The organism is Enterococcus crotali, assembly GCF_000633635.1.
Classification (GTDB): domain Bacteria; phylum Bacillota; class Bacilli; order Lactobacillales; family Enterococcaceae; genus Enterococcus_L; species Enterococcus_L crotali.
The window spans coordinates 71,024-96,782 of the sequence record NZ_AYPQ01000002.1; the positions used below are offsets into that span (position 1 = coordinate 71,024).

A 25,759-nucleotide genomic window follows, 5' to 3' on the forward strand; every position below is an offset into this window, starting at 1 on the left:
ATTATTTCCTTTCGAATATTCGATTTTTAAGAGACTGAAGCAGGACGGCACACGTTTTGCCGCAGTCTCTTTCCTCATTTCCTTCTTGTGTACATAAAAAAAGAACTAATATATTATTAATATTAAGAGAAGTTATTTCCTTTCTTAGCAACTAGTGATAAAATAGAAAGGATGATTGTGCATTTAGTGCAAAAAATAAATTAGAGTTTACTGAAAGGAACACTTAAAAACATGGCGAATTTTTTAAAAAAGATAATTGAAAATGATAAAAAGGAACTAAAGCGCTTGGATGGTATTGCCAAACAAGTAGATACTCATGCATCAGCTATTGCTGCATTAAGCGATGAAGAATTGAAAGCAAAGACAGACGAGTTCAAAGCTCGTTACAAAAAGGGAGAAACACTAGATCAACTACTACCAGAAGCTTTTGCTGTTGTTCGTGAAGCAGCGAAACGCGTTTTAGGATTATATCCATACCATGTTCAGTTAATGGGTGGGATCGTTTTACACGATGGGAATATTCCTGAAATGAGAACAGGTGAAGGGAAGACTTTGACTGCTACGATGCCAGTTTATTTGAATGCATTGACAGGCGAAGGCGTTCACGTAGTAACCGTAAATGAATATTTAGCAACTCGTGATTCGGATGAAATGGGAGAATTATACAATTTCTTAGGCTTGACAGTTGGTTTAAACATTAATTCAAAATCATCGGAAGAAAAACGTGATGCTTATAATTGTGATATTACTTATAGTACAAACAATGAATTAGGTTTCGACTACTTACGTGATAATATGGTTGTTTACCGCAATCAAATGGTACAACGCCCATTGAACTATGCAATTGTGGATGAAGTCGATTCGATCTTGATCGATGAAGCTCGTACACCGTTGATCATTTCAGGTCAAGCTGAAAAATCAACAGCACTATACACGCGTACGGATAATTTTGTTAAGCGTCTAAAAGAAGAAGAAGATTATAAAATCGATGTTCAATCTAAAACGATCAGCTTAACAGAAGCGGGTATCGAAAAAGCGGAAGAAAACTTTGGTTTAGAAAATCTTTATGATATTGAAAATACTGCCTTGACTCATCACATGGATCAAGCGTTGCGTGCAAACTTCATCATGCTTCGCGACATTGATTACGTGGTACAAGAAGGCAAAGTCTTGATCGTTGACCAATTTACTGGTCGTATCATGGATGGACGTCGTTATTCAGATGGTCTTCACCAAGCAATCGAAGCCAAAGAAGGCGTAGAGATCGAAGATGAAACTAAAACAATGGCGACAATCACGTTCCAAAACTATTTCCGTATGTATAAGAAATTATCTGGGATGACTGGTACCGCTAAAACCGAGGAAGAAGAGTTTCGTGAAATTTACAATATTCAAGTCTTCCAAATTCCAACGAACCGTCCAATCGTTCGTGATGACCGTGCAGATTTACTTTACCCAACACTGCAAAGTAAATTTAAAGCAGTGGTTCAAGACATCAAAGAACGTTACCATAACGGTCAACCAGTCTTAGTTGGTACAGTGGCTGTTGAAACGTCTGAATTATTATCAGAGTTATTAAATAAAGAAAAAGTGCCGCATGAAGTATTGAACGCGAAAAATCACTTTAAAGAAGCGGAGATCATCATGAATGCTGGTCAAAAAGGTGCGGTTACGATCGCTACCAATATGGCTGGTCGTGGTACAGATATCAAGCTTGGTCTGGGTGTTATCGAACTTGGTGGTTTAGCTGTGATTGGGACTGAACGTCATGAATCTCGTCGTATCGATAATCAATTACGTGGACGTGCTGGACGTCAAGGAGACCCTGGGGTTTCTCAATTCTATCTGTCACTTGAAGATGATCTGATGAAACGTTTCGGTTCAGATCGAATCAAAGCGTTCTTGGATCGTATGAACGTTGAAGAGTCAGATGCAGTGATTCAAAGTAAAATGTTCAGCAAACAAGTAGAGTCTGCTCAAAAACGTGTGGAAGGAAACAACTATGATACACGTAAAAATGTCTTGCAATATGATGATGTAATGCGTGAACAACGTGAAGTCATTTACGCACAACGCCAAGAAGTCATTATGGAAGAAAACGATTTGACTGAAGTGTTATTGAATATGGTAAAACGGACGATCACACGTGTTGTGGAGAGTCACACGCAATTAGAAAAAGAAAATTGGAACTTAGATGGCATTGTCGATTTTGCTGCTTCAACTTTAGTTCATGAAGATTCTATTACTAAAGCAGATATTGAGACTAAATCGCCAGAAGAAATCAAAGCATATTTAGTAACGCGTGCCCAAGAAGTCTATGATACAAAAGTAGAGCAGTTAAATGGAGCAGAGCAAATTCTTGAGTTCCAAAAAGTTGTTATTTTACGTGTTGTAGATACAAAATGGACTGATCATATTGATGCAATGGATCAATTACGTCAATCTGTTGGTTTGCGTGCTTATGGTCAAAACAATCCATTAGTTGAATATCAAACAGAAGGGTACAATATGTTTGAAGAAATGATTGGAGCAATTGAATACGAAGTGACTCGCTTATTCATGAAATCAGAAATTCGTCAAAATGTTCAGCGTGAACAAGTAGCGCAAGGCGAAGCTGTTCATTCATCAGATGAAGAAGAGCCGCAAAGTAATACAAGTGCTAAGAAAAAACCAATCCATGTTGACGAAAAAATTGGCCGTAATGATCCTTGTCCATGCGGCAGTGGCAAGAAATACAAAAATTGTCACGGTAAAGGACTGTAAGAATCAATGAAGGTGAGGCGTTTGCTTCGCCTTCATTTGTTTGCGTAATAGAGTATTGAAAATGAAAGGAAGAAAATATCATGGAAAATGCTGAAATCCGAACTATTTTAGATGAAATGAATCAATCAATTACAAGCTTCAGGGGGTCTCTTTGACTTAGATCAGTTAGAAGAAGATATTGCGGAAGCTGAAAATCGAATGGCAGAGCCAGGTTTTTGGGACAATTCAGAAACGGCACAGCAATTGATCAATGAAACCAATTCCTACAAAGAAAAATATCAACAATTTCACCAGTTTGCGGATGAGCTAGAAGAATTAGAAATCATGAGTGAGATGCAACAAGAAGAATACGACTCAGATACGCAAGTAGAATTAGAAGAACGTCTACTTGCTTTAAAAGAAAAGTTAAGTATTTATGAACTATCTTTATTGTTAAACGAGCCTTATGACAAAAATAATGTTATCATGGAACTTCATCCAGGAGCTGGTGGGACTGAATCACAAGATTGGGGCAGTATGTTGCTTCGAATGTATACACGCTGGGCTGAAAGTCACGGATTTCAAGTAGAGACTCTTGATTACCAATCAGGAGACGAGGCAGGCATTAAAAGTGTGACGCTTTTAATTAAAGGTTATAATGCCTATGGTTATTTAAAATCGGAAAAAGGTGTTCATCGTTTAGTACGGATATCACCATTTGATTCAGCAAAACGTCGGCATACTTCTTTTTGTTCTGTTGATATCATGCCTGAATTGGATGAAAATGTTGAGATCGATATCAATACGGACGATTTAAAAGTCGACACCTACCGTGCTAGTGGAGCTGGTGGACAGCATATCAATAAAACAGAATCAGCTGTGCGGATCACGCATATCCCAACAGGGACCGTTGTTGCTAGTCAAGCACAGCGTTCTCAATTAAAAAACCGTGAACAAGCAATGGGCATGTTGAAAGCCAAACTTTACCAATTAGAAATGGATAAAAAGGCGCAAGAAGCCGCATCGTTACGTGGAGAGCAATTGGAGATCGGTTGGGGTTCGCAAATTCGTTCATATGTTTTCCATCCCTATTCAATGGTCAAAGATCATCGTACCAATTATGAAACTGGAAATGTTCAAGCAGTAATGGACGGAGATTTAGATGGGTTTATCGATGCTTACTTAAAACAAAAATTAAATTGATCAATTCACAGAAATGAAACAAAATTGTAAACTGTTGAAAGAGCCTTGAAACAAAGTCATGTTATAATGATTGATAGTCTAGAAAACAGAGATGGAGAGAATACGCCATGATTGAAATGAAAGATGTAATGAAGAAATACTCGAATGGTACGACTGCTATCCGAAATATTTCAATAGAAATAAAGCAAGGTGAATTCGTTTATGTTGTTGGCCCTTCTGGAGCCGGAAAATCAACCTTTATTAAATTGATGTACCGTGAAGAAAAAGCAACGAAAGGTCGTTTGAAAGTTGCGAGTCATGATCTAATGAAAATAAAAAATGCCGAAGTTCCTTATCTTAGAAGAGAAATCGGTATCGTCTTTCAGGATTATAAATTATTGACGAAAAAAACGGTTTATGAAAACGTTGCGTATGCGATGCAAGTTGTTGGACGTAAACCAAGAGATATCAAGAAAAGAGTTATGGAAGTGCTTGACCTAGTTGGTCTAAAACACAAAGTTCGTGTATTTCCAAGTGAATTATCCGGTGGTGAACAACAACGTGTATCAATTGCACGCGCAATCGTAAATACACCAAAAGTTCTAATTGCCGATGAACCAACCGGGAACCTTGATCCAGAAAACTCATGGGAAATCATGAAGTTGTTAGATCGGATCAATGCACAAGGAACAACTGTCGTTATGGCGACACATAACAGCACGATTGTAAACACGATCCGTCATCGCGTAATCGCCATTGAAAATGGCCGAATTATTCGAGACCAAGCGGAAGGAGACTATGGCTACGATGATTAGAACGTTCTTTTCTCACGTCCTAGAAAGTATCAAAAGTTTAAAACGTAATGGGTGGATGACGATCGCTTCTGCCAGTGCCGTTACGATTACTTTAGTCCTTGTTGGGATTTTTATGGCAGTAATTTTCAATGCAACAAAATTAGCAAAAGATATTGAAGAGAACGTAACCGTTTCGGTTTTCGTTGATATCGGTACAACACCCGACGAAATGCAAAAATTAGAAAAAGAACTAAATAAGATTAAAGATGTAGAGACTATCTCTTACTCAAATAAAGACCAACAATTAAAGAAAATCCAAAAACAAATGGGTGAAGCGTGGAATTTATTTGAAGGAGATAGCAATCCACTTTATGATGTCTATTTAGTAAGTGCTAAAGATCCAGCAGATACAAAGAAAATATCTGAAAAAGCAGCGAAACTTCCAAATGTGTTCAAAGCAGATTATGGTGGTGTTTCTTCGGATAAGATCTTCAGTCTTGCCGGAAAAGTTAGAACATGGGGATTGGGTGCGGCTCTATTACTATTGTTTGTTGCAGTATTCCTGATTTCTAATACGATTCGTATCACTATTCTTTCACGTCAAAGAGAAATCCAAATCATGCGTTTAGTTGGTGCTAAAAACGGATATATTCGTTGGCCGTTCTTTATAGAAGGTGCTTGGATCGGTTTATTAGGTTCGATCATTCCAATCTTATTATTAACTTTCGGGTATCAACAATTCTATAATATATTTAACCGTCAATTGTTACAATCGAATTATTCATTACTGAAACCAGAATCATTTGTTTGGCAGTTAGACTTATTAATGGTTGTGATTGGTATGACTATCGGATCTTTAGGTTCAATTATATCAATGCGTCGTTTCTTAAAAATTTAACAAACATAAGCAGACATTTTTGTCTGCTTTTTCTTTACTTATTTTCATAAGTTCGATATGCTTTAATGGGGTTAAATGAGAGTATGGTAGGGGGGAATAAATGAAATTTTTATATGATAATTTATTTGTTATTATTTTTATTGCTAATATGCTATTATCGCTAATCATCGTTTTTAGGGAACGAAAACAAACGGCTCAGACATGGTCATGGTTACTGGTCCTGATGTTTATTCCAGTTTTAGGCTTTGTGCTGTATATATTTTTAGGTCGAGGAATTTCTAAAGATAAGATATTTGATATGAAAATGCAGGCAAAAATTGGAATGAATGCCGAAATAGAATCGGAAAAACAATCACTATTAAGGGGACTTTTTCCGCATCCGCCAACAGGTGAAGTGGACCCTAAGCAACTAATATACATGCTGACTATTTTTGAAAGTTCATTATATACAACGAGTAATGACATTCGTTTATATACAGATGGAAGAGAGAAGTTTGACGGATTGATCGAAGACATTCGCAAAGCGGTTGATCATATTCATATGGAGTATTACATTTATCGTGGAGATACCTTAGGAAAAGAAATTCGGCAAGAGCTGATTGAAGCGGTAAAAAGAGGTGTAAAAGTCCGTTTACTGTTGGATGCTTGGGGTTCAACACAGGTAAATATGAAATTTTTTGAAGAATTAAAGAAAAATGGTGGGGAAATTGCTTTTTTCTTCCCATTATTTGTTCCCTATTTAAATCCAAGAATCAACTATCGTAATCATCGAAAAATAGTAGTGATCGATGGTGAAGTCGGTTACACGGGTGGTTTTAATGTTGGAAATGAATACTTAGGTGAAGTTGAAAAATTTGGATATTGGCGCGATAATCATCTACGGATTCATGGTGAAGCTGTTTACAGCTTACAAAATCGTTTTTTGATGGATTGGAATTCACAACATCGAAAAGAACTTAGCTATGACGCAGCGTATTTTCCACCAATTCACTCTGATGGGAAAAAAGCTGTTCAAGTTGTAACTAGTGGTCCTGATTCAGAACTTGAACAAATCAAGATGACCTATTTAAAAATGATTTCAATAGCGAAAAAAGAAATCTTGATTCAAACGCCCTATTATATACCAGATGCTTCGATTCATGAAGCATTAAAATTAGCCCTACTATCAGGCGTCAAAGTTCGAATGCAAATCCCTAATAAACCCGATCATATGTTGGTTTACTGGGCAACGTATTCATTTTCGGCTGAGTTATTGGAATATGGAGCGATTATTGAGACATACGAACGGGGATTTATTCATGCGAAGACAATGATCATCGACGGAGGAATCGTTTCTGTTGGATCAGCGAATATCGATGTTCGTTCTTTCCGACTTGATTTTGAAGTCAACACGATTATTTATGATCAAGAATTTTCGAAAAAAGTCCGTGATGCTTTTTATGAAGATTCTAAAGTGTCCGAACTTTTGACAGAAGAAAAATACCGCAATCGTGGTGTATTCATCAAATTAAAAGAAGGATTAGCCCGTTTGATTTCGCCATTACTATAAACAAATGTAAAAAGTGCAGCTTGTGTGATCAGCTGTGCTTTTTACTTTCCCTTTTTTGTTATTTTATTCTAAAAAATTGCTAATGTCGACAACTTATAATTCTCAAGGGAAACAGTTAATGTTAAAATGAATTGATTGAATTGAGTTTGGAGGATTATCAGATAAATGAAAAAGAAAATGCTATTATTTTTTAGTCTAATTGGAATACTAACTTTATCAGGCTGTGCTAAGTGGATCGATCGAGGTGAATCGATTACAGCAGTCGGCTCATCAGCACTACAACCCCTAGTTGAAACAGCGGCAGAGGAATTTCAAAGTCAAAACCCAGGACGTTTTGTCAATGTCCAAGGAGGCGGAAGCGGTACGGGATTGAGCCAAGTTCAGTCTGGCGCAGTAGACATTGGAAATTCAGATTTATTCGCTGAAGAAAAAAAGGGGATCGATGCAGCTAAACTAACAGATCATAAGGTTGCTGTAGTTGGAATCACACCAATCGTCAACAAAAATGTTGGGGTATCAGATATTTCATTAGAAAACCTTAGAAAAATCTTTCTAGGTGAAATAACCAACTGGAAAGAAATCGGTGGAAAAGATATTCCTATCGTCATGCTAAATCGTGCCGCAGGAAGTGGTACACGTGTGACTTTCGAACGTTGGGTATTAGATGGTAAAACAGCGATCCAAGCCCAAGAACAAGATTCAAGTGGAATGGTACGTTCGATTGTGGCTGATACGCCAGGAGCAATCAGTTATACTGCTTTTTCTTATGTTAATGATGAAGTCAATACGTTAAGCATTGATGGTGTAAAACCAACTGACGACAATGTTATAACCAATAAATGGACAATTTGGTCCTATGAACATATGTATACATTAGGAAAACCAAAGCAATTGACTGATGAATTCTTGGAATTTATGCTATCAGATGATGTACAAGAAAAAATTATTGCTCAATTAGGCTATATCCCTGTATCTAAAATGAAAGTAGAACGGGATTGGCAAGGAAATCTTGTTAAATAATCGACCTTTACACAAAATTTACAAACTTAACATAAGATTTACATGTTATTAAACACAAATTGATGTTCAAAAGTTACACTGAATTTATTATGGGAATTGCTGAGAATCTGGATGTTTTTTGGAAGTTAAAAAGTGAATGAGACAAAAAACATCTCAGTCAACTTTTCCTATTTTCCAGTCAAGACTGGACGAGCCTGTTCAGCTTTTAATGTTGTCTAGCTTCTCAGGCTAGCCTTTCGGAAAAAAGATAAAAAGTGAATGTGACAAAAAGCGTCACAGTCAATTTTTTCTATTTTTCTGTCAAGGCTGAACGAGCCTGTTCAGCTTTTAATGTTGTCTAGCTTCTCAGGCTAGCCTTTCGGAAAAAAGATAAAAAGTGAATGTGACAAAAAGCGTCACAGTCAATTTTTCCTATTTTTCTGTCAAGACTGAACGAGCCTGTTCAGCTTTTAATTTAAGGAGGAATTTTCTTGGAAGATGTGCAGAAGAAATTGTTAACAAAATCAAAGCGCGCCAGAATGGAACAGCGCGGGAAATTTATTAGTTTTCTATGTATCGCTTTGATTGTTTTGGTAGTTTTATCGATCTTTTATTTTGTTGCAAGCAAAGGGTTAGCGACCTTTTTTACAAATAAAATCAAAGTATCTGATTTTTTATTCGGTACAAATTGGAATCCAAGTGAAACTGGAACAGACGGTAAGCCAATGGTAGGGGCTTTACCGATGATTGCCGGTTCCTTTATTGTAACGTTTTTGTCGGCGATTATTGCCACTCCTTTTGCGATTGGTGCCGCTGTGTTCATGACAGAAATTTCACCTAAAAAAGGGTCAAAAGTCTTACAACCAGTTATTGAACTGCTAGTTGGTATTCCTTCTGTTGTTTACGGTTTTATTGGATTATCAGTAATTGTTCCTTTTATTCGTTCGATTTTTGGTGGTACAGGTTTTGGGATTTTAGCTGGAACTTTTGTGCTATTTGTTATGATATTGCCAACGGTTACTACAATGACGGTGGATGCTTTAAAATCAGTGCCGCGTCATTATCGTGAAGCCTCTTTAGCTTTAGGAGCTACACGCTGGCAAACGATTTATAAAGTAGTCTTACGAGCAGCAGTTCCTGGTATTTTGACAGCTGTTGTTTTTGGGATGGCACGTGCCTTCGGTGAAGCTTTAGCAATTCAAATGGTTATCGGAAATGCCGCAATCATGCCGTCTAGTTTAACTACTCCAGCATCAACTTTAACAAGTATTTTAACGATGGGAATCGGAAATACGATTATGGGAACAGTAGAAAACAATGTGCTTTGGTCACTTGCGTTGATCTTACTGTTGATGTCATTATTCTTTAATATCATTATTCGGATCATCGGTAAGAAAGGGGCCTTGAAATAATGAATGCAAAAAAAGCAGATAAAATTGCAACAGGTATTTTGTACGCTATTTCAGGTGTGATTGTTTTGATCTTGGCAGCTTTGCTACTTTATATTCTGGTTCGTGGAATTCCCCATATTTCTTGGGACTTCTTAACAAAACCATCTAAAGCATATCAAGCAGGCGGCGGCATCGGAATTCAATTATTCAACTCGCTATACTTATTACTAATTACAATGTTAATCAGTTTTCCAATTTCGCTAGGTGCGGGTATTTATTTATCTGAATATGCAAAGAAAAATTGGGTGACTGATGTGATTCGTACATCAATCGAAATTTTAAGCTCACTTCCTTCAGTCGTTGTTGGTTTGTTTGGTTTCTTGATCTTTGTTGTACAGATCGGGTATGGTTTTTCGATTATTTCAGGTGCGTTGGCATTAACATTTTTCAACTTACCATTGCTGACGAGAAATGTCGAAGAATCATTAAAAGCTGTTCATTACACACAAAGAGAAGCAGGTCTATCACTTGGTTTGTCTCGTTGGGAGACGGTTATGAAAGTTGTTGTACCAGAAGCGTTACCTGGTATTTTAACTGGAGTGATTCTAAGTTCTGGAAGAATTTTCGGAGAAGCCGCTGCGTTGATCTATACAGCTGGACAAAGTGCACCAGCACTTGATTTTAGCAACTGGAATCCACTAAGTGTTTCAAGTCCAATCAGTATTTTCCGTCAAGCTGAAACCTTGGCAGTTCATATTTGGAAAATCAATACAGAAGGCACGATGCCGGATGGGGCAGCTGTTTCTGCAGGTGCTTCGGCTGTTCTGATTTTAGTCGTGTTACTCTTTAATTTTGGCGCACGCTTTATTGGAAACAGACTATACAAGAGAATGACATCAGCCTAATGTTAGGGGAATCAGAATGAAAGAATATAATTTAAATGATACCAATATTATTAAATTACCAGAGCCAATCGCTTTACATACCGATGATCTACATGTTTGGTATGGAGACAATGAAGCAATCAAAGGTGTTGATTTAGAATTTGAAAAAAATAAAATCACGGCCTTGATCGGTCCTTCTGGTTGTGGTAAATCGACGTATTTACGTTCATTGAACCGTATGAATGATGGAATCGCCAACACCAAAGTGACTGGAAATATCATGTATAAAGGTGTGAACGTCAATACCAAAGAAGTTGATGTTTATGAAATGCGTAAACGAATCGGCATGGTATTTCAGCGCCCGAATCCGTTTAGTAAATCAATCTATGAAAACATTACCTTCGCCTTAAAACAACATGGTGAAAAAGACAAGAAAAAACTCGATGAAATTGTTGAAACGAGCTTAAAACAAGCTGCACTTTGGGATCAAGTTAAAGATAATCTAGGTAAAAGTGCGTTAGCTTTATCAGGTGGGCAGCAACAGCGCCTATGTATTGCTAGAGCTATCGCTATGAAGCCGGATATTCTTTTGTTGGATGAGCCGGCAAGTGCGTTAGATCCGATCTCAACAGGGAAAGTCGAAGAAACATTAGTCAATTTGAAAGATGATTATACAATCATTATTGTTACACATAATATGCAACAAGCTGCCCGTATCAGTGATTACACTGCCTTTTTCTACTTAGGAAAAGTAATTGAGTACGATGAAACAAGAAAAATCTTTACACGACCAAAAATTCAAGCGACAGAAGATTATGTTTCTGGACATTTTGGTTAGGAGGAGAAAGATGACAAAAGAGATTATTTCATCAAAAGATTTGCATTTATATTATGGTAAAAAAGAAGCCTTAAAAGGTATCGATCTAAGTATCAACCAAGGAGAGATCACTGCAATGATCGGTCCTTCTGGTTGTGGTAAATCAACTTATCTACGTTCGCTGAATCGAATGAATGATTTGATTCCGGGTGTGACGATCACAGGAAGTGTAGTTTACAAAGGCAAAGATATCTATGGGCCAAAAACAGATATCGTAGATTTACGTAAAGAAATCGGTATGGTATTTCAACAGCCCAACCCGTTTCCTTTTTCTATTTATGAAAATGTAATCTATGGGTTGCGTTTAAAAGGTGAAAAGGACAAACAAGTGCTGGACCAAGCTGTGGAAAATAGTTTAAAAGCAGCTTCTGTTTGGGAAGACGTGAAAGATAAACTGCATAAAAGCGCCTTATCTTTATCAGGTGGACAACAACAACGTGTTTGTATTGCTCGCGTTTTAGCTGTTGATCCTGAAATTATTTTATTAGATGAACCAACGAGTGCGCTAGATCCTGTTTCAAGTGGTAAAATCGAAAATATGCTTTTAACACTGAAAGAAAAATATACAATGATTATGGTGACGCATAATATGTCTCAAGCCTCACGAATTTCTGATAAAACTGCTTTCTTTTTACAAGGAGAATTGATAGAATTTAACGATACGAAAAAAATATTCTTGAATCCCAAAGAAAAACAAACAGAAGATTATATTTCTGGAAAATTTGGATAAAAAAAGGAGGAACACAGATGTTGCGTAGCCAATTTGAAGAAGAATTACTGAATTTGCACAATCAATTTTATGAAATGGGTATGATGGTGAGTAATGTGGTACATAAGTCTGTACGTGCTTATATCAACCATGATAAAAAAATTGCCAATGAAGTCATTGATTATGATGTAGAAATCAATGATATGGAAGTAAAACTAGAAAAGAAAAGTTTTGAAATGATTGCCTTACAACAACCGGTGACAACAGATCTTAGAATGATCATTACAGTCATGAAAGCAAGCTCAGACTTAGAACGAATGGCGGATCACGCCGTATCAATCGCTAAATCAACAATTCGCTTGAAAGGTGAGACCAGAATTCCTGAGATTGAAAAAGAAATTTCAGATATGTCTGACTATGTGAAGAAAATGGTTGATAATGTCTTGATTGCTTATGTGAAAACTGATCAAAAAGATGCACGTATGATTGCTAAAATGGATGCTCGTGTGAATGAGTATTTTGACAGCATCTACAGTCATTCGATCAAAGCGATGCAGGCAAATCCGGAAACGGTTGTCAGTGGAACCGATTATCTGCATGTTGCTACGTATTTAGAACGTATCGGTGATTATGTGACAAATATCTGTGAGTGGATTGTCTACTTGGCAACAGGGAAAATCACAGAGTTGAATAGCAATCACGATGAGTAATGAATAACCTAGAATCAATTACGATGAGGGTGAGACAAACTTTTACGCCCATCGTTTATTCGGATTCCTTAAGTGTAGGATATAACTCCGCGAGTTATATCCTACACTTATTTTTTCTGTCTAAAAATATTAGTGACTAAAATGTAAAAAATAATTATGAACATAATTTCAATAACCTGTTTACATTTGTTCTGTGCTCGTGTATTATACACTTATATTGGAAAGCGCTAACCATTATAATTAAAATTTTGGGGTGAGTGAATTTGGAAGAAACGAATGCAGTTGTTGGTGAAACAAGTCAGTTGACGTTAACAGAACAAAGAAAACGTTGGTTCAAAGAATTTATGAAACCGTTTTTGGTCGTTGTGGTTATTTACATCACAATGTACATGATCCGTAATAATTTTAAAGCGGCACAGCCATTATTGAAAAGTCAGTTAGGCCTAACAACGACAGATCTTGGCTACATTGGTTTTGTCTTTTCTATCGTGTACGGTTTCGGTAAATTTATTGTCGGCTATATCGTGGATGGCAAAAACACGAAGAAAATTTTATCTATTTTATTGTTATTGTCTTCAATTACCGTTTTGTGTATGGGAATATTGTTTACAATGAATAATGTTCCGATGGGCTGGATCGTGGTTTTGTGGTCATTGAATGGGTTGTTTCAATGTGTGGGTGGACCTAGCTGTGCTTCTGTCATTACGCAATGGACAACTAGAAGTAATCGTGGAAGATATATTGGGTTATGGAATGCGTCACATAATATTGGCGGCGGTTTTGCTGGAATTTTTGCTGTTTGGTGTGCTCAGACCTTTTTCAAGGGACAAGTTGCGGGAATGTTTATTATTCCAGCGTTGGTAGCGGCTGTTGTAGCTGTTGTAACATTCTTTATTGGTAAGAATAGACCTGAAGATTTAGGTTGGAATTCAAGCGAGGAAATCTTTGGTGAACCAGTAGAAGAAGCCAATGTTGACGCTGAAAATCTAACAAAATGGGAGATTTTCAAAAAATATTTGCTAACGAATCCTTATATTTGGGTGCTTTGTGTAGCCAACGTATTTGTTTATATCGTGCGAATTGGCATTGATAACTGGGCACCGTTATATGTGACAGAGCATTTGAATTTCTCACAAGAAGCAGCAGCTCAAACTATTTTTTATTTTGAAATGGGTGCTTTGATCGGTTGCCTGGCTTGGGGCTATATTTCAGACTTGCTAAAAGGACGTCCGGCTTTAGTCGCAACGATCAGCACGATCTTATTACCGATTGGGATTATTGGGTATCAGTTGGGAACAACAGAATTTGTGATCAACGCCTCACTGTTTATGTTAGGGATGATGGTTTTTGGTCCACAACTATTAATCAATTTATCTATGTTGGGCTTTGTTCCGAAAAAAGCGACAGTTGTATCTGGTGGGTTACTAGGAGCGTTTGCTTACCTATTTGGTGATTCGATGGCAAAAATTCTTTTAGCTAAGATTTCTGATCCATCAAAAGATGGGGTGAATTTCTTTGGACATGTACTACATGGTTGGAATGATACCTTTATCATCTTTTACATTTCGATCGTGATCATTGCTGTTCTTTTAGGAATCGTTGCATTGGCAGAAGAAAAAAGAAGAAAAAAAGTAAACGCATAAAGGTGGAAAAGACGAATGAACAAACAAATTACAAATTTTAGAGATTTGGGTGGTATTAAAAATAAAGCAGGAAAAGCAGTCAAAGAAAAAAAATTATTACGCTCGGGTCATCTAGTCGATTTAGATCAAGAAACACAGACTGCTTTAGTTAATGACTTTCGTTTAACAAGGATCATTGATTTTAGAAGAGAATTTGAAATCAGTGAATCACCAGATACACCAATCGCTGATGTTGAATATGTCAATTTAGATCTCCTTGGAAAAATGAACGCCAAAAATGCAAGTTTAGCTGACTTTGCTAAACTTAAATCAATTGATGCTGTTGACAAGCATATGTTAGGTGTTTATGAGGATTTGGTCTTGAATCCAGGTGCACAAGAAGGTTTTACAGAATTTATGGAATATATTTTAGCAAATAAAAATGGTGCGACAATTTTCCATTGTTTTGCTGGTAAAGATCGAACAGGCTATGCTTCAGCATTATTGCTCATGTTATTAGAGGTAGAAAAGAAAGAAATTTATAAAGATTTTCTGATTACAAATACCGAAAGAAAGCAAGCCAACGATGAATTAGTGCAGCAATTTAGAGAGCAAGGATTTACAGAAGAACAACTTGAATCCTTAGCGACAGCACTCTATGTAAAAGAAGAATATCTGGATCATGCCTTTCGTTTGATTGAGGAAAATTTTGGTACAGCAGAAAAGTATGCAGCTGAATGTTTGAATTTTGATCAAGAAAAACTTTCTGAATTAAAAAATATTTATTTGACTGACGAATAAAGTGCAATTTGTCTTCCTTGTTTGTTCTTGCTATAATGGGCTTAAATAATAAGGAACGGACAATGAGTATGGATAAAGAAAAACAACAACTTAGTATTGAAGTTGCAAGGCTCTACTATCAATCTTCACTTAGTCAGCAGGAAATAGCCGAGAAATTAAATGTATCACGTCCAACGATTTCGCGCTTACTGAATTATGCCAAAGAAAAAGGCTATGTTCAAATCACGATTTTTGATCCTTTTTCTGATTTATTTGGAATCGAAAAAAAATTGAAAGAAAAATATGGACTGGCAGAAGTTCATGTGGCTTTTTCACCAGATCCCAATTACAACTCTATTTCGGAATACTTAACAGCTTATGCAGCTGAATATCTTGAAGATACAATCAAAAACGGAGATATTATCGGCGTTAGTTGGGGAACCACAATGCACAAGACGGTTTCAAAGATGAGTCGGATGGATGTCAAAGGAGTCGAAGTTGTTCAGCTAAAAGGTGGGATTGCCTACTTTGATGTTAACAATTATGCATTTGAGACGATTACACTCTTTGCTGAGATTCTAAATACAAAAGCAAGAACATTTCCTTTGCCAGTTATTTTAGATAGTAAAAAAGCAAAGGACTTGGTCGTTGAAGATCGTCATATCAGTAAAGTCATCGAATTAGGTAGACAAGCAAATATTGCGGTCTTTACTGTTGGAACAGTTCAAAGTGAGTCACTGCATTTCCGATTGGGCTATTTCACCGAGCAAGAAGAAAAGTCGCTCAAAGCCAATGCGGTTGGTGATATCTGTTCTAGATTCTTTAATGAAGATGGACAAATCAGTGATGAGGAAATCAATAGCCGTACGATCGGTATTGAACTTGAAGAACTCAAGACTAAAGAAAAATCTATTCTAATTGCGGGTGGAGATCGTAAAATCAAGGCCATTCATGGTGCTTTAGTTGGCGGATATGCCAATGTTTTACTGATCGATAAATTTACAGCACTGAAACTGTTAAGTTATTAATTATATTTGGTACGCGGAGTAGACATTATTTTCTACTCTTTTATAAATAGCTATTATGAACGAAATTTCATTTGTATAGAACGGAATTTCTGAAAGGAAGAGTACAATGAACATAAACAAAATGATCGATCACACATTATTAAAACCAGAAGCAGATGAGGATGCAGTATTACTCTTGATTGAGGAAGCCAAAAAGTATGAATTTGCATCAGTATGTGTGAATCCATATTGGGTAGCTTTAGCAAGTAAAGAATTAGCTGGTACCTCTGTTGATATTTGCACAGTTATTGGTTTTCCCCTAGGAGCAAACACAACAGCAACAAAGGCCTTTGAAGCAGCAGATGCTATTAAAAATGGGGCAACAGAAATTGATATGGTGATTAATGTTGGCGCACTAAAATCTGGTGATGAAGAAACGGTGTTAAAAGATATCAAAGCTGTTGTCGAATCAGCTCAAGGCAAAGCATTGGTCAAAGTGATTCTTGAAAATTGTTTGTTAACAGACAGAGAAATTGCCACGGCTTCAAAACTATCTGTTCAAGCAGGTGCAGATTTTGTGAAAACGTCAACCGGCTTTTCAACTGGTGGCGCGACGATCAAAGATATTGCGTTGATGCGTAAAACAGTTGGTCCAACGATTGGCGTAAAAGCATCAGGTGGCGTTCGCACAGCCGAAGATGCAAAAGCTATGATTCACGCTGGCGCATCAAGAGTAGGGGCAAGTTCAAGCGTTGCATAGTAGATGGATCAATGAATGATACCACAGGTGGTTATTAAAATTTAAACAATGAAGATTGTGAGGTACAAAATATGAGAATGGTCGATATCATTGAAAAAAAACGAAATGGTCATGAACTGAGTAAAGAAGAAATCGAATTTTTTGTTGAAGGTTTAACAAATGGAACAATTCCGGATTATCAGGCAAGTGCCTTTTTAATGGCGGTCTACTTTCAAGACATGTCAGATGCAGAACGAGCGGATTTAACATTGGCTATGGTTCATTCAGGTGATGTAATTGATTTATCGAATATAGAAGGTGTCAAAGTCGATAAACACTCAACAGGCGGTGTTGGTGATACGACGACATTAGTTTTAGCACCATTAGTTGCAGCGTTGGATATTCCATTTGCAAAAATGTCAGGGCGTGGTTTAGGACATACAGGCGGCACCATTGATAAATTGGAAGCTTCGAAGGGTTTCATGTAGAATTGACGGATGATGAATTTACTGAAATGGTCAATCGCGATAAAATTTCAGTGATCGGTCAATCAGGTAATCTCACACCAGCAGATAAAAAACTTTATGCTTTACGAGACGTTACAGCAACAGTTAGCTCAATCCCTTTGATTGCAAGTTCAATCATGAGTAAAAAAATTGCAGCAGGTGCAGATGCCATTGTTTTAGATGTTAAGACAGGTGCGGGTGCATTCATGAAAACCGAGGAGGAGGCAGTAGAACTAGCGTCTGCAATGGTTAGAATCGGTAATTTAGTTGGTAGAAATACTATGGCGATCATTTCTGATATGTCACAACCTTTAGGAAATGCAATTGGGAACTCATTAGAAGTGCAAGAAGCAATCGATACCTTACAAGGAAATGGCCCAGAAGATTTAACTGAATTGGTCTTGACGCTAGGTAGTCAGATGGTTGTTCTTTCTGGTAAGACGGATTCATTAGCAAAAGCTAGAGAGCTGTTAACAGGCGTGATCAAAGATGGTTCAGCGTTAGTCAAATTCAAACAATTTATCAAAAACCAAGGGGGCAATCCTAACTGGGTCGATGAGCCTAAACGATTGCCACAAGCTAACTTTGAAATTGAAGTTACTTCTGATTCGGATGGTTTTGTTTCAGAAATCGTCGCAGATAATATCGGTGTAGCGGCAATGAAACTTGGCGCTGGTCGTGAAACAAAAGAAGATGATATTGACCTAGCCGTTGGGTTGATTTTAAGAAAAAAAGTTGGTGATCCAGTGAAAAAAGGTGACAGCTTAGTAACGATTTTTGCTAATCAACAAGAGGTTGCTGACGTTGTAGCGATGATCAAGGAGAATATCCGTATAGGATCAGATGTTCAAGAAAGTAAATTGATTTATCGTGAGATCCACAATTAGTCTAAGTAGTTAAAAAAATAAAAAGCGCATGTATATTATAGAAGAGATTGGGGCCTTAGAGTTTAACTCTAGGAAGTATGTCCCTATCTTTTCTTTTTTTGATGAAGTGTTCTTCCTATTAAATGTATCAAAATCGGTAGTATTATTAAATAAAGGAACGATTACCCTTTAGGACTACCCAAAATTCATTCTTAAGTCCTATGACAAACAATCAAAAAGAAGGCATAATAGGTACATAAGGAAAACACCCTCGGGTGAAAAATTTGCTAAGGAGGCAATTTCCATGAAAGAAAGAGAAAGAGTATTAGATTTAGTCAAAAAAGGTATCCTATCTTCAGAGGAAGCTTTAGTATTATTAGAAAATATGGCAACAGAAAAAGATGAAAAGCAAATCAAAAAAGCTGCCGACCAAGTAAATGTAACAAATCCAACAGTTGACACAAAAGAAAATGACAGAGTCGAAGAATTATTAAATAAGTTAGAAAATCAGGAAGAAGATGAAACCATCGAACCTGAGATCACTGATGAAGAGTTAAAAGCAAAAGAAGCAGCGGATCATGAACGCTTAGAAAAAATTCTAGATGATTTAGCAACTAAAGCAAATCGAGCTTCTGTAGAGTTAGATGAAGTCAATGCAGAAATTGCTGGTGTAAAAGAAGAAATCAAAGAAGCACAAGAAAAATTGATGGAATTAAACACAAAAGAAGAGTTGAGTGAATTAACAGCTGAAGAGTTGGAATTAAGAACATCACTAGAAACTGAAATCAAATCACTAGAAGATTCTCTAGATGAAAGAATCCAAGAAAAAGTTGCTTTAGATGCAGAATTGAAAAATATTCGAAAAGAACAATGGTCAGAAACAAAAGACCGTGTCACTTCAAAATTTGATATTCCTGATGACTGGAAAGATCAAGCAACAGATACAATCAACCAAGTCGGAGAAAAAATGAGTGAGGCGGGTTCACAATTAGGCTCATTCCTTAAGAAAACATTCAGTTCATTCTCAGAAACGATGAATGACAATATGGAATGGAAAGATGTTAGCTTCAAAGTTCCTGGCGTTGCAACAACGAAATTTGAACATGAATTTAATTATCCAGCACCACTTGCAAGTTTGATCGACGTTAAAGTAGCGAATGGTAATATCGTATTCAAAACATGGGATCAACCAGATGTCAAAGTAGAAGGTAAAATCAAACTTTATGGCAAAATGGATGCTGAAACACCGCTGGAAGCTTTCTTAGAAAGAAGCCAAATCGATGTGGATGACGAAGTGATTTCTTTCCAAATTCCAAATAAACGTGTTCGTGCAGACTTGATTTTCTACTTACCAGAGCGCACATTTGATCATGTATCGATTAAGTTATTGAATGGAAATGTATCTATCGAATCATTAAAAGCGAAAGATGTATATACAAAATCAACAAATGGCTCAATTACATTTAACAAAATCGATGCGACAATGCTTGAAATTGAAGGCGTGAATGGTGATATTAAAGTCTTGGATGGTGAAATTCTAGATAATATCATCGAAACGGTCAATGGGACCGTAACGATTGCTGCAACACCTCAAACGATCGGTGTTTCATTGATCAATGGCGATGTTCGCATCACAGCAAAAGAGCACACATTGCGTAAAGTCGAAGCAAGTTCTGTTAATGGAAATGTGAAAATCGCGTTGCCAGTTGAACTGGGAGTCGAAGGTACAGTAAAAACAAGTTTAGGTAGCGTCAATAGTCGCCTAAGTGATTACGAAGTAGTTCGTGAAAAGAAAGAAAGAACCAATCAATTATTGCAATTTAGACGATTAGATGATGAAAATATGGCACAAATCAATGCTTCTACAACAACAGGAAACATTTATTTAAAAGACACAGATAAATAAATGTGTAGAATATTGACTATTTAAAAAGGTGTCGACTGCTTAAAGGTAGTTAAGAGTGGTAGTCTAAAGTAGGCAACGCTCTTAACTATTAATAGGCAAAAAAATACAAAAAAAGGATGATTCTTTATCCATTCTATTGTAAAATTTAAGAAAGGAGAGGTGAAAAAACATGAGAAAACGATTGACAAAATCTCCCAATAATGTGGTATTAACAGGAACTAGCGGGAATCGCAGAATGGTTAGGTATCGATCCTACAATCGTACGTGTGATTTATGTGGTAGCGAGCTTTATCTTTATCGGCAGCCCAATTTTGTTATACATTGTCTTAGCTGTATTGATTCCTTCAGGTAGAGCGAGAAATAACAGCTATGGTCACCAAAACCCATATAACAGAAATACTCGTAATGCCAACCCTTATGCGAATGATCAAAAGCAAAGAAAGCAAGCTGAAAAAGTGAACGACGATGACTGGAGTGACTTTTAATGAGCTATTTTCAACGTCTGGTTGTTAACACGTTGACATTTGTTTCACTCTCAGTGATTTTCCCGAATATGATTTATGTAAGGAGTATCTGGATGGCGATTATCGCAGCATTTGTTCTTTCTATATTGAATATGCTAGTGAAACCAGTGTTGACGATTCTATCGCTTCCATTGACCTTACTGACATTTGGGTTATTTAGCTTTATTATAAATGCGGCAATTTTGAAGATGACCTCTTCATTCGTTGGAGAAATGAATTTTGGTTTTTCTAGCTTTGGGGCAGCGATTCTAATGGCCGTCATTATGTCATTAGTCAATGCAATTGTCAGTGAACGTAATATGGATAAATACAGTGAATAAGAAGAGTAGATAGATGTGTTCATCTCAGAAGTGAATAAGAGTGGCCGTCCTTTATTCGGATTTTAAAGACCTGCAGTATAGCTCAAAGAGTTATGCTGCAGGTCTTTTTTATGCAAACGGATCAGAGAGATCAACTAGTTGGCATTCTTTGTGTTGATTGATGTAACTATATAAAATATTAATAAAATCAACTTGGTTTTTGGAAAAATGCTGAATATTTTCAGGTGTACGTTTAGGTAGGATTTTTTTCGCTAGCTCACCAGGCGTATACTTAGTAAACGTTCGTTGGGTAATTGTTCGATCGCTTATCACAAGTCCCTGATGAATCAGATAGTATTTTATTTTTTTGAATCGACTGGAACGGATAATAATTGCCAAGTGGTTTGGTTTGCTAAAATCAATTTTTCATTATGAATAAAGAAACGAGTAAGAAATTGCCAGTCTTCACGCAATTTTAGTGCTTTTTCAAATGATTGATTGTCTGAGGCTGACTTCATTTTTACTTCTAAACGTTTTTGAGGCAATTTGTTGCTCAATGTAAAGGCACCTAATAGTTCTTTTGCGGCAATGTCTAGCTCTAAAGGTTCGGGCGTATTTTCTAAAAGAGAGTGCTGCCAGTAGTTCTGTTGATTCAATCCATATAAGTTTTCTAAAATCAACTTTAATTCAGACAGTTTTCTATTGATCGAGAATGGACCAAAGCAGTTTGTTTTTGTAGGAACAGAAAGTATATTAATTGAAAGTTTTTCAGTTTCGGTATTGATTTCGATATATTTATATTTCTCAAAAGCGTTCATTTGCCGATTATAGATTGGGCGATGTGTTTGGATCAGTTGGCATTCCAGTAATAAAGCATCAAGTTCAGATTCTACTTCAATCACATCAAAAGCAGTTAGTTGCTGGATTAAACGTAGTGTTTTACTGGAGTGTTGTTTATTTTTAACAAAGTAACTGCTGACACGTTCTCGCAGCTTTTTTGCTTTTCCGATATAGATGATCTCTCCATACCTGTCTTTCATTAAATACACACCTGGGGTCAAAGGTAGAGCTTTTACTTGATTTTTCAGTTGTTCTTTCATAAAGGCGCACATCCAATCGCTTGTTTTGGCTGGATATAGTCATACAAATTAAGTATACAAATTAATGTAGGATAGTCAATCATTTACGGATATGGCCGACTATTTTCTGCTAAATAATAAACATAAAGCGAGTCTTAGCACAAAGAACATAAACAAAACAAGGACAATCTTTCGAATAGCTAGAAACTTCCTACTTGAAATGATAAAATGGTACGAGTAGAGGAAAGGAATGAATGATAGACATGGAAGAAGTTGTAAAAATTCATCAACTGGTAAAAAAGCTTTCTTTAGAAGTCGTTTATGGCGATGAAGAAAGTTTAAATAGAGAAATCACAACTGGCGATATTTCACGCCCTGGATTGGAGTTAACAGGTTATTTTAATTACTATCCTCATAATCGCTTGCAACTGTTTGGCAGCAAGGAGATCACGTTTTCAGAGCGGATGATACCAGAAGAACGATTGATGGTTATGCGTCGTTTATGTGAGAAGGATACACCCGCTTTTATTATCTCTAGAGGCCTGGAAGCGCCTGAAGAAATGGTACAGGCAGCCAAAGAAAAAGGCTTGGCAGTTTTACGCTCGCCAATTTCAACTTCAAGATTATTAGGGGAATTATCAAGTTATTTAGATAGTCGACTAGCTGCGAGAACCAGTGTGCATGGCGTTTTAGTGGATGTTTATGGCTTAGGCGTCTTGATTCAAGGGGACAGTGGTATTGGAAAGAGCGAAACGGCATTAGAATTGATCAAGCGTGGTCACCGATTGATCGCAGACGATCGTGTAGATGTTTATCAACAAGACGAATTGACTGTGGTTGGTGAGCCACCAAAAATCTTGCAGCATTTGATCGAAATTCGTGGAATTGGTATTATTGATGTAATGAATTTATTTGGTGCAAGTGCCGTCCGTGGCTTTATGCAGGTCCAATTGGTGGTTTATTTAGAGGCATGGGAAAAAGATAAAAAATATGATCGCTTAGGTTCAGATGATGCAATGGTGGAAATCGCTAGTGTGGATGTTCCGCAAATCCGTATCCCTGTTAAAACTGGACGAAATGTGGCAATCATTATTGAAGTTGCCGCAATGAATTTCCGTGCGAAGACTATGGGGTATGATGCAACGAAAGCATTTGAAGAGCGTTTGACTCGATTGATTGAAGAGAACTCTGGTGTAGAGTAGTAAAGCAAAATATTGTGACCATTTACTATCTAGCTTTACGAGCTAGTATTACGCTCTGCTTCGATCTCAATAATTCCTAAGAGCTAAAGCTCTAAGGATTGAAGGTCTTCGGAAAAAAGATAAAATCTGATTGTGGCAAAAAGCGCCACCTTCCTATTTTTCTGTCAGGGATAAACGAGCTCGTTCAGCATTTAAAACTATCTAGCTACGCGGGCTAGCACTACGCTCTGTTTCGATCTCAACAATTTCTAAGAGCTAAAGTTCTAAGAATTGAAGGTCTTCGGAAAAAAGATAAAATCTGATTGTGGCAAGAAGTGCCACCTTCCTATTTTCCTGTTTTCTGTCAGAGCTGAGCGAGTCCGCTTCGCTTTTAAATTGGGAGGAAGCCAAATGTTAGGTCAAGTAAATCCAGTAGCGTTTAATCTTTTTGGAATATCTGTTTACTGGTATGCAGTTATTATTGTTTCAGGAATCGTACTAGCTGTTTGGCTAAGTAGTAGGGAAGCAGTTCGCGTTGGTTTGAAAGAAGATGACGTGATCGACTTTATGTTATGGGGCTTACCAAGTGCGATTATTGGTGCTCGCTTGTATTATGTGATTTTTCAGTGGCAGGATTATGTAGATAATCCAATCGAAATTATCCTGACCAGAAATGGTGGTCTAGCAATTTATGGTGGCTTGATTGGTGGGGGATTGGCATTATTTTTCTTCACAAGACATCGTTTTATTTCAACTTGGACATTTTTAGATATTGCAGCACCAAGTGTGATTTTAGCGCAAGGAATTGGTCGTTGGGGAAACTTTATGAACCATGAAGCCTATGGACCAGCTACAACGCGTACTTTTTTAGAAAGTTTACATTTACCAAAATTTATTATCGATAATATGAATATTGATGGAACGTATCATCAGCCAACTTTTTTATATGAATCTATCTGGAACGTCCTAGGATTTATCGTATTGGTTCTTTTAAGGAAAAAGAAAAACTTCTTAAAGGAAGGAGAAGTTGCTTTAAGTTATATCGTCTGGTATTCTTTCGGCCGTTTCTTTATTGAAGGCATGCGGACAGATAGTTTATATGCCTTTGGAGATATTCGAGTTTCTCAACTATTTTCTCTAGTTCTATTTTTCGGTGCAATTGGAATTATGATCGTTCGACGTAAAAAAGGCTCAGTACCATTTTATGACCGTGAAAAAGGAACAAAAAAGGCTGTTTAGAACTGCCTATTCTTGTTAAGCTATGTTAAAATGTTATGTGGGTATGAAAGTTATGAAATTAATAATTTAGTTTGTTTATTTAAAGGAATAAGGGATGAGTAATCTAGCTTCACCGAATCAGCTCTTCGGAAAAAAGATGTAAACGAACTAAGTCAAAGAACGACTTAATTGTTTCCCCTATTTTTCAGTCAGAGCAAAACAATTCATTCAGCTTTTCTTATTTCGAAAGGAGATTTTCACCAATGAAACAAAAAGTTGCCGTTTTAGGTCCTGGTTCGTGGGGAACTGCATTGGCTCAAGTTTTAGCAGAAAATGGTCATGAGGTTCGCATTTGGGGGCATAATAAAGCACAGATTGATGAAATCAACAACGATCATACGAATCGTCATTATCTTCCTGATTTGGTTATTCCAAAGTCAATACAAGGGAAAATATCTTTAGAGGAATGTATTGCGGATGCAGATGCTGTGTTGTTTGTTGTTCCGACTAAAGCGATTCGTTCAGTTGCACAAGAATTTACAGCGAAGTGCAAAAATCAGCCATTGATCATTCATGCAAGTAAAGGCTTGGAACAAGGGACTCATAAACGTATATCGGAAGTTTGATGGAAGAAATTCCAGTTGAAAAAAGAAGTGGTGTAGCTGTTTTATCTGGTCCAAGTCATGCTGAAGAAGTAGCTGTTCATGATATTACAACGATTACCGCTGCAAGTGAAGATTTAGCCTTGGCTACATATGTCCAAGTTCTATTTATGAATGATTATTTTAGAATTTATACCAATGATGATGTGATTGGAGTTGAAACCGGGGCTGCATTGAAAAATATCATTGCGCTCGGTGCGGGTGCGATTCATGGATTGGGTTTTGGTGATGATGCGAAAGCTGCGATCATGACACGTGGTTTGGCTGAGATCAGTCGTTTAGGTGTAGCCATGGGAGCAAATCCTTTGACCTTTATTGGATTGAGCGGTGTTGGTGATTTGATTGTTACTTGTACAAGTGTACATTCGCGTAATTGGCGTGCAGGCAATCTGCTTGGAAAAGGGCATAGCTTGGACGAAGTTCTTGAAAATATGGGAATGATCGTTGAAGGTGTTTCGACAACTAAAGCAGCGTATGAGTTGTCGAGAGAGTTAAATGTTGATATGCCAATTACAGAAGCGATTTATAAAGTGTTATACGAAGGACAAGATGTAAAACAAGCAGCAAAAGAAATTATGCTGCGAGATGGTAAAACGGAAAATGAATTTTCCATATAATTATTAGGAGGCCAATGG

21 protein-coding genes and 3 pseudogenes are annotated in these 25,759 nt (G+C 37.0%); 22 read left to right on the forward strand and 2 right to left on the reverse strand.

Translation table 11 applies throughout. From position 1 onward, the window contains the following. Window positions 1-231: 231 nt before the first annotated feature. The 19 genes and pseudogenes from secA (at window position 232) to V192_RS0105175 (ending at window position 21,005) form a co-directional block, all read left to right on the forward strand. Window positions 232-2,763, forward strand: a complete 2,532-nt coding sequence (gene secA, locus V192_RS0105085) for a preprotein translocase subunit SecA (RefSeq protein WP_025869220.1) — start codon at window positions 232-234, stop codon at window positions 2,761-2,763. A gap of 80 nt (window positions 2,764-2,843) precedes the next feature. Next, window positions 2,844-3,945 (forward strand): peptide chain release factor 2 gene (gene prfB, locus V192_RS0105090; RefSeq protein ID WP_179190858.1). Its coding sequence is split into 2 segments (ribosomal slippage): window positions 2,844-2,915 and window positions 2,917-3,945, totalling 1,101 coding nucleotides; the frame shifts between segments, so codons are not numbered across the junction. A gap of 107 nt (window positions 3,946-4,052) precedes the next feature. Beyond that, window positions 4,053-4,739, forward strand: a complete 687-nt coding sequence (gene ftsE, locus V192_RS0105095) for a cell division ATP-binding protein FtsE (RefSeq protein ID WP_025869221.1) — start codon at window positions 4,053-4,055, stop codon at window positions 4,737-4,739. Further along, window positions 4,732-5,616, forward strand: coding sequence for a permease-like cell division protein FtsX (ftsX, locus tag V192_RS0105100; RefSeq protein WP_035010893.1), 885 nt, complete (start codon window positions 4,732-4,734; stop codon window positions 5,614-5,616). Before ftsE ends, ftsX begins: the two co-directional genes overlap by 8 nt. 100 nt (window positions 5,617-5,716) lie before the next feature. Then, window positions 5,717-7,165 carry a cardiolipin synthase gene (gene cls / locus V192_RS0105105; RefSeq protein WP_025869226.1) on the forward strand — a complete coding sequence of 483 codons (1,449 nt, stop codon included), beginning with the start codon at window positions 5,717-5,719 and terminating at the stop codon, window positions 7,163-7,165. 165 nt (window positions 7,166-7,330) lie between these two features. After that, a complete protein-coding gene (locus V192_RS0105110; RefSeq protein ID WP_025869229.1) occupies window positions 7,331-8,185 on the forward strand; it encodes a phosphate ABC transporter substrate-binding protein PstS in 855 nt (284 codons plus the stop codon). 470 nt (window positions 8,186-8,655) lie between these two features. Beyond that, window positions 8,656-9,576 carry a phosphate ABC transporter permease subunit PstC gene (pstC, locus tag V192_RS0105115; RefSeq protein ID WP_025869230.1) on the forward strand — a complete coding sequence of 307 codons (921 nt, stop codon included), beginning with the start codon at window positions 8,656-8,658 and terminating at the stop codon, window positions 9,574-9,576. Further along, window positions 9,576-10,460, forward strand: a complete 885-nt coding sequence (gene pstA / locus V192_RS0105120) for a phosphate ABC transporter permease PstA (RefSeq protein WP_025869233.1) — start codon at window positions 9,576-9,578, stop codon at window positions 10,458-10,460. The genes pstC and pstA overlap by 1 nt, the downstream gene beginning before the upstream one ends. A gap of 16 nt (window positions 10,461-10,476) precedes the next feature. Then, window positions 10,477-11,277 carry a phosphate ABC transporter ATP-binding protein PstB gene (pstB, locus tag V192_RS0105125; protein ID WP_025869234.1) on the forward strand — a complete coding sequence of 267 codons (801 nt, stop codon included), beginning with the start codon at window positions 10,477-10,479 and terminating at the stop codon, window positions 11,275-11,277. Window positions 11,278-11,287: 10 nt separating this feature from the next. Next, window positions 11,288-12,046 carry a phosphate ABC transporter ATP-binding protein PstB gene (gene pstB / locus V192_RS0105130; RefSeq protein ID WP_025869235.1) on the forward strand — a complete coding sequence of 253 codons (759 nt, stop codon included), beginning with the start codon at window positions 11,288-11,290 and terminating at the stop codon, window positions 12,044-12,046. A gap of 17 nt (window positions 12,047-12,063) precedes the next feature. Further along, the gene (gene phoU, locus V192_RS0105135) at window positions 12,064-12,735 is read left to right on the forward strand and encodes a phosphate signaling complex protein PhoU (RefSeq protein WP_025869236.1); all 672 of its coding nucleotides are present in this window, start codon (window positions 12,064-12,066) and stop codon (window positions 12,733-12,735) included. A 257-nt stretch (window positions 12,736-12,992) separates the two neighbouring features. Further along, entirely contained in the window at window positions 12,993-14,378 is a 1,386-nt protein-coding gene (uhpT, locus tag V192_RS0105140; RefSeq protein ID WP_239644573.1) for a hexose-6-phosphate:phosphate antiporter, read from the forward strand. A gap of 15 nt (window positions 14,379-14,393) precedes the next feature. Then, window positions 14,394-15,158, forward strand: coding sequence for a tyrosine-protein phosphatase (locus tag V192_RS0105145; RefSeq protein ID WP_025869238.1), 765 nt, complete (start codon window positions 14,394-14,396; stop codon window positions 15,156-15,158). 68 nt (window positions 15,159-15,226) lie between these two features. After that, window positions 15,227-16,165, forward strand: coding sequence for a sugar-binding transcriptional regulator (locus V192_RS0105150; protein WP_025869239.1), 939 nt, complete (start codon window positions 15,227-15,229; stop codon window positions 16,163-16,165). Window positions 16,166-16,271: 106 nt separating this feature from the next. After that, window positions 16,272-16,904: a deoxyribose-phosphate aldolase gene (gene deoC / locus V192_RS0105155; protein WP_029948131.1), complete on the forward strand. Its 633-nt coding sequence runs from the start codon at window positions 16,272-16,274 to the stop codon at window positions 16,902-16,904. A 71-nt stretch (window positions 16,905-16,975) separates the two neighbouring features. Further along, window positions 16,976-18,276: pseudogene (locus V192_RS19345) on the forward strand (pyrimidine-nucleoside phosphorylase). Window positions 18,277-18,559: 283 nt separating this feature from the next. Continuing rightward, window positions 18,560-20,161, forward strand: a complete 1,602-nt coding sequence (gene liaX, locus V192_RS0105165; RefSeq protein ID WP_025869241.1) for a daptomycin-sensing surface protein LiaX — start codon at window positions 18,560-18,562, stop codon at window positions 20,159-20,161. Window positions 20,162-20,330: 169 nt separating this feature from the next. After that, window positions 20,331-20,646 (forward strand): annotated as a pseudogene (locus V192_RS19350) (PspC domain-containing protein). Further along, complete coding sequence (locus tag V192_RS0105175; RefSeq protein WP_025869242.1) at window positions 20,646-21,005, forward strand: phage holin family protein; 360 nt, start codon at window positions 20,646-20,648, stop codon at window positions 21,003-21,005. The pseudogene V192_RS19350 and the gene V192_RS0105175 overlap by 1 nt, the downstream one beginning before the upstream one ends. A 108-nt stretch (window positions 21,006-21,113) precedes the next feature. On the opposite strand, the gene V192_RS21950 is transcribed toward V192_RS0105175, so the two are convergent. Together V192_RS21950 and V192_RS19355 are read right to left on the reverse strand one after the other, a co-directional pair. Continuing rightward, complete coding sequence (locus V192_RS21950; RefSeq protein WP_239644574.1) at window positions 21,114-21,317, reverse strand: hypothetical protein; 204 nt, start codon at window positions 21,315-21,317, stop codon at window positions 21,114-21,116. A gap of 26 nt (window positions 21,318-21,343) precedes the next feature. Next, a complete protein-coding gene (locus tag V192_RS19355; protein WP_239644575.1) occupies window positions 21,344-22,084 on the reverse strand; it encodes a GIY-YIG nuclease family protein in 741 nt (246 codons plus the stop codon). A gap of 242 nt (window positions 22,085-22,326) precedes the next feature. On the opposite strand from V192_RS19355, the gene hprK reads away from it, so the two are divergent. From hprK to V192_RS19360, 3 genes and pseudogenes are all read left to right on the forward strand, one after another. Next, window positions 22,327-23,265: an HPr(Ser) kinase/phosphatase gene (gene hprK, locus V192_RS0105185; RefSeq protein WP_025869243.1), complete on the forward strand. Its 939-nt coding sequence runs from the start codon at window positions 22,327-22,329 to the stop codon at window positions 23,263-23,265. Window positions 23,266-23,655: 390 nt separating this feature from the next. Continuing rightward, on the forward strand, window positions 23,656-24,483 hold the full coding sequence (lgt, locus tag V192_RS0105190) for a prolipoprotein diacylglyceryl transferase (protein WP_025869246.1): 828 nt from the start codon (window positions 23,656-23,658) through the stop codon (window positions 24,481-24,483). A 242-nt stretch (window positions 24,484-24,725) separates the two neighbouring features. Continuing rightward, window positions 24,726-25,741 (forward strand): annotated as a pseudogene (locus tag V192_RS19360) (NAD(P)H-dependent glycerol-3-phosphate dehydrogenase). The last annotated feature ends 18 nt before the right edge of the window (window positions 25,742-25,759 follow it).